The 11962-nt window shown below is 60.2% G+C and carries 13 protein-coding genes and 2 pseudogenes; 3 read left to right on the forward strand and 12 right to left on the reverse strand.

Annotated features, from left to right (window positions below; genetic code table 11):
• Positions 1-254 precede the first annotated feature (254 nt).
• The 12 genes and pseudogenes from AO388_RS30305 to ubiE form a co-directional block, all read right to left on the reverse strand.
• Positions 255-1130, reverse strand: coding sequence for a methyl-accepting chemotaxis protein (locus tag AO388_RS30305; protein ID WP_442963820.1), 876 nt, complete (start codon positions 1128-1130; stop codon positions 255-257).
• A pseudogene (locus AO388_RS30310) lies at positions 1113-2282 on the reverse strand (methyl-accepting chemotaxis protein); the annotation flags it as partial. The pseudogene AO388_RS30310 and the gene AO388_RS30305, both read right to left, overlap by 18 nt.
• A 118-nt stretch (positions 2283-2400) precedes the next feature.
• Positions 2401-4236, reverse strand: coding sequence for a methyl-accepting chemotaxis protein (locus AO388_RS12420; protein ID WP_371124299.1), 1836 nt, complete (start codon positions 4234-4236; stop codon positions 2401-2403).
• Between the two features lie 169 nt (positions 4237-4405).
• Complete coding sequence (locus tag AO388_RS12425; RefSeq protein WP_003432365.1) at positions 4406-5113, reverse strand: 16S rRNA (uracil(1498)-N(3))-methyltransferase; 708 nt, start codon at positions 5111-5113, stop codon at positions 4406-4408.
• On the reverse strand, positions 5110-5910 hold the full coding sequence (tatC, locus tag AO388_RS12430) for a twin-arginine translocase subunit TatC (protein ID WP_003365962.1): 801 nt from the start codon (positions 5908-5910) through the stop codon (positions 5110-5112). Before tatC ends, AO388_RS12425 begins: the two co-directional genes overlap by 4 nt.
• Entirely contained in the window at positions 5907-6383 is a 477-nt protein-coding gene (gene tatB, locus AO388_RS12435) for a Sec-independent protein translocase protein TatB (RefSeq protein ID WP_003365964.1), read from the reverse strand. The genes tatC and tatB overlap by 4 nt, the downstream gene beginning before the upstream one ends.
• 4 nt (positions 6384-6387) lie before the next feature.
• Positions 6388-6663, reverse strand: coding sequence for a twin-arginine translocase TatA/TatE family subunit (locus tag AO388_RS12440; protein WP_003316632.1), 276 nt, complete (start codon positions 6661-6663; stop codon positions 6388-6390).
• A gap of 44 nt (positions 6664-6707) precedes the next feature.
• Positions 6708-7040 carry a phosphoribosyl-ATP diphosphatase gene (locus tag AO388_RS12445; protein ID WP_002551631.1) on the reverse strand — a complete coding sequence of 111 codons (333 nt, stop codon included), beginning with the start codon at positions 7038-7040 and terminating at the stop codon, positions 6708-6710.
• A 2-nt stretch (positions 7041-7042) separates the two neighbouring features.
• Positions 7043-7435, reverse strand: coding sequence for a phosphoribosyl-AMP cyclohydrolase (gene hisI, locus AO388_RS12450; protein WP_003432368.1), 393 nt, complete (start codon positions 7433-7435; stop codon positions 7043-7045).
• A 67-nt stretch (positions 7436-7502) separates the two neighbouring features.
• Positions 7503-9122: a ubiquinone biosynthesis regulatory protein kinase UbiB gene (ubiB, locus tag AO388_RS12455; protein WP_003365970.1), complete on the reverse strand. Its 1620-nt coding sequence runs from the start codon at positions 9120-9122 to the stop codon at positions 7503-7505.
• A complete protein-coding gene (locus AO388_RS12460) occupies positions 9119-9742 on the reverse strand; it encodes a ubiquinone biosynthesis accessory factor UbiJ (RefSeq protein WP_003316636.1) in 624 nt (207 codons plus the stop codon). The genes ubiB and AO388_RS12460 overlap by 4 nt, the downstream gene beginning before the upstream one ends.
• The gene (ubiE, locus tag AO388_RS12465; protein WP_002551635.1) at positions 9742-10512 is read right to left on the reverse strand and encodes a bifunctional demethylmenaquinone methyltransferase/2-methoxy-6-polyprenyl-1,4-benzoquinol methylase UbiE; all 771 of its coding nucleotides are present in this window, start codon (positions 10510-10512) and stop codon (positions 9742-9744) included. Before ubiE ends, AO388_RS12460 begins: the two co-directional genes overlap by 1 nt.
• 144 nt (positions 10513-10656) lie before the next feature.
• On the opposite strand from ubiE, the gene AO388_RS12470 reads away from it, so the two are divergent.
• The 3 genes and pseudogenes from AO388_RS12470 (at position 10657) to AO388_RS12475 (ending at position 11895) form a co-directional block, all read left to right on the forward strand.
• Positions 10657-10935: a polyhydroxyalkanoic acid system family protein gene (locus AO388_RS12470; RefSeq protein ID WP_003316638.1), complete on the forward strand. Its 279-nt coding sequence runs from the start codon at positions 10657-10659 to the stop codon at positions 10933-10935.
• 61 nt (positions 10936-10996) lie between these two features.
• A pseudogene (locus tag AO388_RS27400) lies at positions 10997-11195 on the forward strand (phasin family protein); the annotation flags it as partial.
• Positions 11196-11205: 10 nt separating this feature from the next.
• Positions 11206-11895 (forward strand): phasin family protein, encoded by a 690-nt coding sequence (locus AO388_RS12475; RefSeq protein ID WP_054081256.1) that lies wholly within the window; start codon positions 11206-11208, stop codon positions 11893-11895.
• The last annotated feature ends 67 nt before the right edge of the window (positions 11896-11962 follow it).

The raw sequence follows: 11962 nt of genomic DNA on the forward strand, positions 1-11962 counted from the left end.
TCCAGCGTGGGAATGCAGTTCACGACGCTCTGCGTCGCAAGAGGACGTGGAGCGCCCAGACCGGCGTACCCACGCGGAGCATGGGTACGATAGTGTTATTCCTGCCGACGATCGTTCCTCACGCTCCGGCGTGGGAATGCAGTTCACGACGCTCTGCGTCGCAAGAGGACGTGGAGCGCCGAGACCGGCATGCCCACGCTGGAGCATGGGCACGATGGCGTTGTCCGGACGTCTACCGGCGTGATGGCATGGGTTCAACCCACCCTGAATCGCCCCACCAGTGCCTGCAGGTGCGTTCCCAGTCTGGCGAGTTCGACGCTGGAGGTTGCGGTTTGCTCGCTGGCTGCAGCGGTCTGTTCGGAGATGTCGCGTACGCTGATGACGTTACGGTTGATCTGTTCGGCGACTACGCTCTGTTCCTCGCTGGCGGTAGCGATCTGTTCGTTCATGTGCTGGATCGTCGCCACGGTGCGGGTGATCTGCTCCAGTGCGCCACCCGCACGACGGCTCAGCTCAACCGTGTTGTCGGTCAGGGTGCGGCTGTTATCCAGGGTGGTTGCGACTTGTTGGGTGCCGGTTTGCAGGGCGGCGATCAGCTCTTCGATTTCCTCGGTGGACTTTTGCGTGCGTTGCGCCAGACCACGGACTTCATCGGCAACCACCGCGAAGCCGCGCCCGGCCTCTCCCGCGCGGGCTGCCTCGATGGCCGCATTGAGGGCCAACAGGTTGGTCTGCTGTGAAACAGACTTGATCACATCCAGAACGCCAACGATCTTGTTGCTTTCCTGCTTGAGCGCGCTCATCGACTGCGTGGAGTTCAGCACCTCAAGAGCCAGTTGCTCGATCTGACTGATCGCCTGCCCGACCACTTCATCGCCAGTGCGCGCCTGTTGATCCGCCTGAGCGGCCGCCTGCGACGCTTCCTGCGCATTGCGCGCGACTTCCTGCACGGTTGCGGCCATTTCATTCATGGCCGTGGCCACCTGATCGGTTTCGTCTTTCTGACTGGTGACCCCGATGCAGGTTTGCCTGGTCACTGCTGACAACTGCTCGGCCGCGCTGGCGATCTGCGATACGCCCTCGCTGATGCCGCCAACCAGTTCGCGCAGGCTAATGGTCATGGTGTGCATGCTGCCTTGCAACTGACCCATTTCGTCACGGCGTGTGACCGATATGTCCCGACTCAGGTCGCCCTGAGCGATGCGTGCTGCGGCGATGAGTGTTTGCTGCAACGGTACGGTGATCTGCCGGGTCATGATCCAGGCGGCAAGCAATCCGATCAGCAATGCCAGGCCTGCAACACTGCTCAGCATGGCGCTGGAGTTGGCCGCCTCGCTGTCACGCTGGGCAGTCTGCAGGCGGTTCAGCGCCGCGACGGAGTCCAGCAGCGTTTCGCCAAGACCTTCCATGATTTCCTGATCCGCTTCGGCCTTGGTCTGTATCTGCTTGAACTCGCCAAGCCGTTCCCGATAACTCTGCAAGGCGGCGGTCGCCGGGGTCAGGCCCTGAAGGCTTTCATTGCCCTGATCCTGAGCGATCTGCCCGATCTCCTTGAGCGCTTCGTCGATGGCCGCAATGGCTGCGTGCTCATCCGCGTCGCGGGTGGTGAAGGTATACGCCTGCACCTGATAACGAGCGGTCTGCACCTGCTGCCTCAGTTGGGAAATGTTGGTGAACTCCTCCATCCGCTCGCTGCTGTCCTGTTCCTGGCTGACGCTTTTGAGTACCTCTACCTCAACCTGCGCGATGGCCTGCAAGGCCTGTTCGGACGTCTGCTCCAGGCGCGCGCGTATCTGGTTGCGGGTTTGTCGGTTGGTGCGAACGTCCGCGAAGGTCTTTTCCAGCCTGTTCAGCATCTCGAACTGGCCGTTTAGCAGCTTGATGGTTGCCTCCTCCTCACTCTGTGTGTGCAGCAGGGTGAGTTGGGCTTTCATTTCATTGAGCTTTTCTGTGACCAGCGCGGTGCTCTCCGGCGTTTTTTCGACGCGGTCGGTGATTCGCTCGGCGCGCAGGTCTTTGGTCAGACCGTTGAGCTGGGCGATGTCCGAGAGCGACTCCGAGCGGTCGATCATGGTGTACAGGCCATGCCAGCCGGTCAGTGTGATGATCAGCGTCAATAGCAGCACCAGGCCGAAACCCAGGGACAGCTTGAATCTGACGTTCATGTTGCCGAGCGCTTGATTGATCAGTCGGAACATTGGAATCTCCTGCAATGAGCGAACAAAAGCACGTTCCGAACCCGTCGGGACGTGCGTTGTGAGCGCATCGGCGTGGTGACTCATTGCGTGACCTGAGAAGGTCGTAGGAGATTTCCGAGTACGAAGGAGGGGTGAACGCTGTCACATTTAGTTGGGGAAAATGGCCCGCGCCGAGTGCGGGCGCGGGCTGTGTGCTGACAGGTCAGACGGTGAAGCGGCTCACCAGCACCTGAAGGTGGTTGCCCAGTCTTGCGAGTTCTACGCTGGAAGCTGCGGTTTCTTCACTGGCCGCCGATGTCTGCTCGGACACGTCGCGGACGTTGATGATGCTGCGGTTGATCTCTTCGGCGGTGGCGCTCTGTTCTTCGGCGGCGGCGGCGATCTGCTGATTCATCGCCTGGATCGCCGAGACGGTTTTGGTGATGCTTTCCAGCGATCCTCCGGCCCGACGTGTCAGTTCCACGCTGCTGGTGCTCAGCTCGCGACTGCTGTCCATGACGGTTGTGGCCTGCTGTGTGCCGCTTTGCAGGCCGGCAATCAGTGCTTCGATCTCTTCGGTGGATTTCTGCGTGCGCTGCGCCAGACTGCGCACCTCATCGGCAACCACAGCAAAGCCCCGACCGGCCTCACCGGCGCGGGCTGCCTCGATAGCGGCGTTCAATGCCAGCAGGTTGGTCTGTTCGGCGACCGATTTGATGACGTCCAGCACGCTGCCGATCTTGTCGCTTTCCTGTTTCAGCGCGCCCATCGCTTCGCTGGAGTTGCCCACCGCGGAGGCAAGACGTTCGATTTGCGCAATGGCCTCGTTGACCACTCGTTCGCCATCACGGGCCTGACGGTCTGCCGCCACTGCTGCTTCCGAGGCTTCCTCGGCGTTGCGCGCAACCTCCTGAACCGTTGCCGTCATTTCATGCATGGCGGTGGCGACCTGATCGGTTTCGACCTTCTGGCTGTTGACTCCGGCGCTGGTCTGCTCGGTGACCGCTGACAGCTCTTCCGCCGCGCTGGCGATCTGGGTGACGCCATCGCGAATCCCGCCGACCAGCTCACGCAGGCTCACCGTCATACGTTGAATCGTGGCCTGCAGTTTGCCCAGTTCGTCCTTGCGATCAACCTTGAGGTTGCGACTCAGGTCGCCCGAGGCCACCCGCTCCACTACTTCGAGGGTCTCCTGCAACGGGGTGGTGATCTGGCGAGTGATGACCCACGCCGCGAGAATGCTCAGCATCAGCGCCAACGCCGTAGCGGCAGCGATCATCGTGACCGACTTGGCGCTGTCTGCGTCACGGCTCTTGTTCTGCCGGATGATCAGGTCGTTGCTGGTGTCTAGCATGCTGACGCCCAACGTGGTCATTTTATCCAGTGCGGCCTTGGAGGCGGCCTGGGCATCGCGGTAGCGGCCCACGGCCGCGCGGTAGCCATTGAGCCCGGCGATGGCCTGTTGCAGCATGGGCGAATAAGTGGAAGAAATGTCGCCAGCCAGCGTGTTGATCCCGGTCACCGCGTCATCGATGGCCTTATTGGCGTCCTTTTCGAAATCGGGACGGCCGCTGTAGGTGTAACCACGTACCTGAAAACGCGCCTGCTGAATCAGCTTGCTGACGCCGACGATGCCATTGAATGCCAGGATGTTATCTTCCTTGAGCAGTTCGGCTTCGATCCTGTCGGCCTGATCCACCGCTTTGTCGGCGTTTTCGCCCATCTGGCTGCGGCTCGCTTCGCGGGTTTCGATCGCCTTGCTCATGTCCTCAAACGACTGGCGATAGTCGCGGGTGGCCTGAATCTGGGCATCCAGCAACTGCAGGTTCTCGGGGGATCGCAGCAGGTTCCTGGCGCTTTGCAGCGCGGCGTCCAGCTGATCGAGTGTACTTCTGACCTTCGCTGCGGTCTCTGCGTTGTACAGCGCCTCGTAGCTCATACGGTTGATGCGCAACTGAAGGGTCAGCTCATTGATCTGCGCAATCGCAGTAACACGGTCCCCTCGATCGATCAGAGCCTGATTGCTGAACCAGCCGGTGGCCGAAATCATCAGCGTCATCAACAGCACCAGGCCAAAGCCGATCGCCAATTTCAGGCTGACACTCGCATTGGCGAGGCTTTTGGATAACCCACGAGACATGATCACTCCTTGACGTCTTTTGCTCTAAGTATGCAATTGCATCGGCCAGTTATCGGTTAACTGAAGCGATTGAGTCGACACTGACAGCTTAGAACAAGCGGGCGAGAAGGGCCGTTACAGCGGTTTCGACGCGCAGGATACGTTCGCCCAATTGCACGGGCTGCAAACCCGACTGACGCAACAGATCGATTTCGTAGGGTATCCAGCCCCCTTCAGGGCCGATGGCCAGCGTGACTTGCTCTGTGACCGCACGAGGGCAGGCGGGGAAATCACCGGGATGGCCAACCAGGCCCAGTGTGTCGAGCGCGATCTGCGGCAAGCGATCTTCAACGAAAGGCTTGAAGCGCTTTTCGATCACAATCTCAGGCAGCACCGAATCGCGCGCCTGTTCCAGGCCCAGAATCAGTTGCTCGCGGATGGCTTCAGGCTCTAGAAACGGCGTCTGCCAGAAGCTTTTTTCCACCCTGTAGCTGTTCAGCAGGATGACTTTCGGCACGCCCATGGTCGCGACGGTCTGAAACACCCGGCGTAACATCTTGGGACGTGGCAACGCCAGCAGCAGGGTGAGCGGCAGTTTTGCCGGCGGAGCACTCTGCAGTTCGACACGCAGCTCTGCCTCATGGGGTTCAAGGCGCAGCAGTTCGGCATTGCCCAGCAGGCCGTTGACGCGGCCCACCCGCACAGTGTCGCCGACCTCTGCGCGGTGCACCTCCTGCATGTGCTTCAGGCGGCGATCACGCAGGACCACCCGGTCAGCCGCAATGAAATCGGCTTCCTCAAGCAGCAGCAGGTTCACGGTGTGGTCGCGGGCGGCTGGTCCTGCTTGTCAGCGTCCTCGGTCTCGTCGTCCGGATGTTCGCCACGCTTCTTGATCATCGTGCTGCACAGTACGCCCAGCTCGAAGAGCAGCCACATTGGCACCGCCAGCAGCGTCTGCGAGAAGATGTCCGGCGGCGTCAGGATCATGCCGACCACGAAGCAGCCGATGATCACGTAAGGGCGGATCTTCTTCAGGTATTTGACGTCGACGATGCCGATCCACACCAGCAACACCACGGCCACCGGGATTTCGAAGGCCACGCCAAAGGCGAAGAACAACGTCATCACGAAGTCCAGGTAACTGGCGATGTCGGTCATCATCGAAACGCCTTCCGGCGTCACGCTGGCGAAGAAGTGGAAAATCAGCGGGAAGACCAGAAAGTAGGCAAACGCCATGCCTGCGTAGAACAGGATGATACTCGACACCAGCAGGGGCACCGCGACGCGCTTCTCGTGCTTGTACAGGCCTGGCGCGATAAAGCCCCAGATCTGATGCAGGATGACCGGCATGGACAGAAACAGCGCGACCATCATGGTCAGCTTGAACGGCGTGATGAACGGCGAGGCCACATCGGTGGCGATCATCGTTGCGCCTTCAGGCAGATAGACTCGCAGCGGTGCCGAGACCAGTGTGTAGATCTTCTGCGTGAAGTAGAACAGGCCGGCAAAAATCAGGAACACTGCCGCAACACAACGCAACAGACGTGTACGCAACTCGGTGAGGTGCGAGATCAGCGGCATTTGCTGATCGTTTTCCGGGATATCAGCGCTCATGGTGCTCGCGGTGGCAATGACGAATCGTGGGCGGGAGGCGTCGGGACCGGTGTGCCGGCGTCAGCCGGTTTCGCGGTTTTCTCCAGCGACAGCTCGGTCTTCGGCGCCGCAGGTTGTGCCGGGCCGATTTCGTGGTGTGCGGCTTCATCGTGCGCGGGGCTTGCCGCTTCGGCTGCTGCCGGTGCGGGCGACGGGTTTACCGGCTCGGAGCCGTTCTCGGGCGGCTGATTGGGCGCGAACATTTTGCGCGCTTCGTCTTCCAGCGAAAGAATGTGCTCGTTGTGCAACTGCCGACGAATCTCGTCAGCCCCGATTTCACGTTCAACTTCCTGTTTGATCGCATTGAAGCTGCGCTTCAACCGACCGATCCATAAGCCTGCGGTGCGTGCAGCACCCGGCAGGCGCTCGGGACCCAGTACCAGCAAGGCAACCAGGCCAACGAGCAGCAGTTCAGAGAAGCTGATACCGAACATGGGCTTAAACCTGGTCTTTGCGGATCGGCTCGTCGACTTTGTGCGCCTGAGCGTCAATAGTGTGCGGCTGATTCAGCGGCGAGCCCTGTGGCGCTGGCTGGGCCTGCTGGGGTTGAGGTGCAGGCTGTTCGGCTGGCTTGTCGTCGTCATTCATCGCCTTGCGAAAGCCCTTGATCGATTCGCCGACGTCGCTGCCCAGGCCCTTGAGTTTCTTGGTCCCGAAAACCAGTACAACGACGATCAGGATGACGATCCAGTGTTTCCAGTCAAAAATACCCATGAAACAGTCCTCGTAAAAGATTTCAAGCTTGAAAGGGGAGAGCGTTACTCTGCCGTGCGAGCGGCTTTTTCCGCGTGGCCGGACAAGCCGAATCGGCGGTCCAGTTCATCGAGCACGGCCTGCGGGTGCTGACCCAGCGCGGCGAGCATCACCATGCTGTGGAACCACAGGTCAGCGGTTTCGTAAATCACGTCACTGCAATCACCGCTGACCGCAGCGTCCTTGGCAGCGATGATGGTCTCGATCGACTCTTCGCCGAGCTTTTCCAGAATCTTGTTCAGGCCCTTGTGATACAGGCTTGCGACATAGGAGCTGTCGGCAGCGGCGTCCTTGCGTGATTCCAGCACTTCGGCCAGACGGGACAACGTATCAGTCATGTTCAATGGCCTGCCTGGTAAATAGCATCAGGATCTTTCAGAACCGGGTCTACGGTCTTCCAGCCTGAATTTTCATACACTCGGTAGAAGCAACTTTCGCGGCCGGTATGGCAAGCGATGCCACCGATCTGCTCGACCATCAGGATAATGACGTCGGCGTCACAGTCCAGGCGCAGTTCATGCAGCTTTTGCACATGACCCGATTCTTCACCTTTGCGCCAGAGTTTGCCACGCGAACGCGACCAATAGATGGCACGGTTCTCGGACGCCGTCAGGCTCAGGGCCTCGCGGTTCATCCATGCCATCATCAATACCCGGCCGGTCTTGTGATCCTGAGCAATTGCAGGCACCAGACCGTCGCTGTTCCAGTGAATCTCGTCCAGCCAGTCTTTCATATCTACTCCGGCAGCCGGCGTTCATGCCCGGCGGATTGAACAGTGTGCCAGCGCCATCCGCTGCTGGCTATCGGCGAACGATCAGATACAGCCCGGCGATGAGCATGATCGCCGCCGGCCACGCGGTGAGCGTCAGCAACTGGGTAGCGGCCTCGCTCATCACCCAGCCCTGTATCGCGCCGCCGACCAGCAATGCCGCGCCGATCAGCCGCAGGACCGGCTCGTCCTTGCGATCGTGCCACGGGCGCGGCGGATCCGAGGCGTGCGGGCGGGACATGCGCTCCAGCAGGTCACGGGTCATGCCCGCGATGTGCGGCAGTTGCTCGACCTGTGATTGCAGATTGCCCAGCAGGGTCTTCGGGCTGACCCGTTCACGCATCCAGCGCTCCAGATAAGGCTGCGCGGTGCTCCACAGGTCCAGATCAGGGTACAACTGACGACCCAAGCCTTCGATGTTGAGCAGGGTCTTTTGCAGCAGAACCAGTTGCGGCTGGACTTCCATATTGAAGCGGCGCGCGGTCTGGAACAGACGCATCAGCACCTGGCCGAAGGAAATATCCTTGAGCGGCTTCTCGAAAATCGGCTCGCAGACCGTGCGGATGGCCGCTTCGAATTCATTGAGCTTGGTCTCTGCCGGCACCCAGCCCGAATCGATGTGCAGTTGCGCAACGCGACGATAATCTCGTTTGAAAAAGGCAAACAGGTTACGCGCCAGATAATCCTGATCTTCCGGGGTCAGACTGCCGACGATACCGCAGTCGATGGCAATGTACTTCGGCGCCCACGGGTTGACCGTGCTGACGAAAATGTTGCCAGGGTGCATGTCGGCGTGGAAGAAACTGTCGCGAAATATCTGCGTGAAGAAAATCTCCACACCGCGCTCGGCGAGCAGTTTCATGTCGGTGCGCTGATCGGCCAGCGCGGCCAGATCGGTTACCTGAAGCCCGTAGATGCGCTCCATGACCAGTACTTTCGGGCGGCACCAGTCCCAGTAGACTTGTGGCACGTAAAGCAGGTCGGAGCCTTCGAAGTTGCGTCGCAACTGGCTGGCGTTGGCCGCTTCACGCAGCAGGTCGAGCTCGTCGTAGATGGTCTTTTCATAATCCATCACCACCTGCACCGGGTGCAGCAGGCGGGCATCGGCGGAGACGCGCTCGGCGGTGCGGGCGAGAATGAACAGCCACGCCAGATCCTGGCCGATGATCGGCTTGAGGCCGGGGCGTACCACCTTGACCACGACTTCTTCGCCGGTCTTCAGGCAGGCGGCATGCACCTGAGCGACCGAAGCGGATGCCAAAGGCTTCTCGTCAAAGCGGCTGAACACGTCACAGATGCGCGCGCCGAGCTGTTCTTCGATCAGCTTGATCGCCAGTTGCTGATCGAACGGCGGCACGCGGTCCTGCAGCAGCATCAGTTCGTCGGCGATGTCCTCGGGCAACAGGTCGCGCCGGGTGGACAGCAATTGCCCGAACTTGATGAAAATAGGCCCCAGGTCCTGCAGCGCCAGACGAAAGCGTACTCCCCGGCTCAGCTCGGATTTGCGCCGTGGCAGCCAGCGCCAGGGCAGCACGAAACGCAGCGCGAGCATCCACCACGGCAGGGGCAGGGCGAACAACAGGTCATCGAGGCGATAGCGGATAACGACACGTTGAATGCGAAACAGACGGCGGACGGCAAGCAGCTTCATGCGTTATCGCTGGTATTGAGGGAGTGGGCAAGGCGGGCAAAGCGCGCCTCGAGGCGTTCCAGATCGAGCTTGATCTGGTCGAGTTCGGCGAATCGTGCTTCGGCTTCGTGTTTGCCCACCAGCGTGCGCGATTCTTCGCTGAGGTAGTCGGCAACGTTCTGGCTGAGGCTGTTGAAGCTTTCCCGCGTCCAGCGCCCACTGTTGCGCAGGTGGCTGCTGAACAACTGGCTGGCCACCGGGCCGATCCAGTTGGACAGTTCGTGTTCCCAGTCCAGCTCCAGGTCCTGAAGAATGCCGACCAGTTCCAGCAGCGCGCCGCTGTCACCGTCGAGCTCTACGTCCGGGCCGTGCAACACAGCGGTTTTGTCTTTGCTCAGGGCCAGGCGCACCAGACTGGAAGCCGGCGCGCGCAGGGTGCAGTCAGCCTCGGCAGCCCAGTCAGCGGCGAGCAGCAAGCCTTCGTCGCTGGGCAGGATGAACAGCTTCAGGGACGGATCGCGACAGTCCACCGCAATGACACGTCCGGACAGACGCGCCATGCGTGGCAGCGCGGTGCTGTCCAGGCGCAGCACCCGATTGATGCCGTGCTCGATGCTTGCGAGCAGCCCCCGGAGCAACATCAGGGTTTGATACCGCGATGCAGGGCCACGACGCCGGCAGTCATGTTGTGATACGTCACGCGGTCAAAACCGGCTTCTACCATCATCGACTTGAGGGTTTCCTGGTTGGGGTGCATGCGGATCGATTCGGCCAGATAACGGTAGCTTTCCGAGTCATTGGTGACCAGCTTGCCCATCAACGGCATGAACGCGAACGAGTAGGCGTCGTAGGCCTTGGACATCAGCTTGTTGGTCGGCTTGGAAAACTCCAGTACCAGCAGACGACCACCCGGCTTGAGCACGCGCAGCATGGAACGCAGGGCGTCTTCCTTGTGCGTCACGTTGCGCAGGCCGAACGCGATGGTCACGCAGTCGAAATGGTTGTCCGGGAATGGCAGCTTTTCGGCGTCTGCCTGGACGAACTCGACGTTGCCCGACACACCCAGGTCCAGCAGGCGGTCACGGCCGACCTTGAGCATGGAGGCGTTGATATCAGCCAGTACCACCTGGCCGGTCGGACCGACCAGGTTGGAGAATTTGCGGGTCAGGTCGCCCGTACCGCCAGCAATATCCAGCACGCGGTTGCCGGTGCGGACGCCGGACAGCTCGATTGCGAAACGCTTCCACAGGCGATGCATACCGCCGGACAGCAGGTCGTTCATCAGGTCGTACTTGGCCGCTACCGAATGGAAAACCTCAGCGACTTTTTCTGCCTTCTGGCTTTCCGGTACATTTTTGTAACCGAAGTGAGTCGTAGGTTCGGCATCGCTGCCTTTGCGCTGATCGTTCATATCGCTTCACCGGAATAGAGTGCGGGTCATTCTAATCGCCAAGGCCGGCTTTGTCTTGACAAGGCTCACCTGCAACGCTTTCTTGGATGCGGGCGGGTGTATATAGTTGCGCCGCATTTCATATGACGATCAAGGAAGCCTCCGATGGCCAAGATAACCGTTGAACGCCCGCACGCCCTGGGCCTTGAGAAGGCTCGCGAAAAGGCCGAGCAACTGGTCGAGAAGCTGTCCACCCGATACGGACTGGCTCACGAATGGGCTGGCGATACCGTAAAACTGGAGGGCAAGGGAGCCAAGGGTGAGGTCGAGGTCGAAGAGGCTTTGATCCGCGTCAACATCGAGCTGAACTTCATCCTGTCGGCCATGAGCGGTTCGATCAAGACAGAAGTCGAGCGCGTTCTGGACAAGGCGCTCGCTGCCTGAGCGTTGTACGCAGCCCATTTTTTTCTTCGCCGCCGTATGCCCATGCGCTCTTTTGTGAGCGCAAATCGACAGAATCGAGCGTGCTTTCGACCTTAGAGTCGCAAAGGCCTTGAACCGGGTCGGTATCCCGTCTAAACATGATGTAGACACGCTCTTTGCCAGGCTCGATGAGCTGACGGCATTGCTCGAGCGTGTCGGGCCGATAAAAGCTCGAACGCTGCGTGCCGAAACGACTCGGGTGTTCCAAGTCTGGACGATAAGGAGAACAGGATGGCTGGCAAGAAAAAAACCGACAAAGATGGCAGCTCCTGGATGGGCGAGGTTGAGAAGTACTCTCGTCAGATCTGGCTGGCTGGTTTGGGCGCGTATTCCAAGATCAGCAATGATGGCAGCAAGCTTTTCGAGACCCTGGTGAAGGACGGCGAAAAAGCCGAGAAGCTGACCAAGGCAGAAGCGCAGAAGCAGCTCGATGACGTCAAGAGCACCAGCAAGTCGGCCAAGTCCCGTGTGGACGACGTGAAAGACCTTGCGGTTGGCAAGTGGAACGAGCTGGAAGAGGCTTTCGACAAGCGCCTGAATGGCGCGATTTCACGCTTGGGTGTGCCGAGTCGCACTGAGGTGCAGGCGCTGCACAGCAAGGTCGACCAGCTGAGCCGACAGATCGAGCTATTGGTGGGCGCGAAAGCCAAACCGGCTGCCTCGCGCACTGTGGTGGCCAAACCGGCAGCGGCGAAGAGCGCGGCAAAACCGTTGGTCAAGGCTGCTGCCAAACCTGTCGCCAAAGTGGCGGACAAGAATGTAGCGGCCAAGCCAGCCGTCAAGAAAGTAACGGCCAAGCCCGTCGAGGCTGCCAAAAAGCCTGCCGCAGCGAAAAAACCAGCGGTAAGAAAGCCAGCCGCCAAACCTGCGGCCAAGCCTTCTACGCCGGCCGCATCGGAAAAACCCGCGATTCAGTCCTGATACCCGGCTGCAACAAAGAAGACCGGACGCAGAGCGTCCAGAACGGCATACCCACGCGGAGCATGGG

The organism is Pseudomonas sp. ICMP 10191 (assembly GCF_001467335.1).
Lineage (GTDB): Bacteria > Pseudomonadota > Gammaproteobacteria > Pseudomonadales > Pseudomonadaceae > Aquipseudomonas > Aquipseudomonas cerasi.

What these genes read in the sequence shown, in the direction of transcription:
- ubiB (WP_003365970.1), bottom strand. Translation starts at nt 9,122, where the DNA reads ATGAAGCTGCTTGCCGTCCGCCGTCTGTTTCGCATTCAACGTGTCGTT.
- AO388_RS12470 (WP_003316638.1), top strand. Translation starts at nt 10,657, where the DNA reads ATGGCCAAGATAACCGTTGAACGCCCGCACGCCCTGGGCCTTGAGAAG.
- AO388_RS12420 (WP_371124299.1), bottom strand. Translation starts at nt 4,236, where the DNA reads ATGACGCTGATGATTTCGGCCACCGGCTGGTTCAGCAATCAGGCTCTG.
- tatB (WP_003365964.1), bottom strand. Translation starts at nt 6,383, where the DNA reads ATGTTCGGTATCAGCTTCTCTGAACTGCTGCTCGTTGGCCTGGTTGCC.
- tatC (WP_003365962.1), bottom strand. Translation starts at nt 5,910, where the DNA reads ATGAGCGCTGATATCCCGGAAAACGATCAGCAAATGCCGCTGATCTCG.
- ubiE (WP_002551635.1), bottom strand. Translation starts at nt 10,512, where the DNA reads ATGAACGATCAGCGCAAAGGCAGCGATGCCGAACCTACGACTCACTTC.
- AO388_RS12475 (WP_054081256.1), top strand. Translation starts at nt 11,206, where the DNA reads ATGGCTGGCAAGAAAAAAACCGACAAAGATGGCAGCTCCTGGATGGGC.
- AO388_RS30305 (WP_442963820.1), bottom strand. Translation starts at nt 1,130, where the DNA reads ATGCACACCATGACCATTAGCCTGCGCGAACTGGTTGGCGGCATCAGC.
- AO388_RS12440 (WP_003316632.1), bottom strand. Translation starts at nt 6,663, where the DNA reads ATGGGTATTTTTGACTGGAAACACTGGATCGTCATCCTGATCGTCGTT.
- AO388_RS12460 (WP_003316636.1), bottom strand. Translation starts at nt 9,742, where the DNA reads ATGTTGCTCCGGGGGCTGCTCGCAAGCATCGAGCACGGCATCAATCGG.
- AO388_RS12445 (WP_002551631.1), bottom strand. Translation starts at nt 7,040, where the DNA reads ATGACTGATACGTTGTCCCGTCTGGCCGAAGTGCTGGAATCACGCAAG.
- hisI (WP_003432368.1), bottom strand. Translation starts at nt 7,435, where the DNA reads ATGAAAGACTGGCTGGACGAGATTCACTGGAACAGCGACGGTCTGGTG.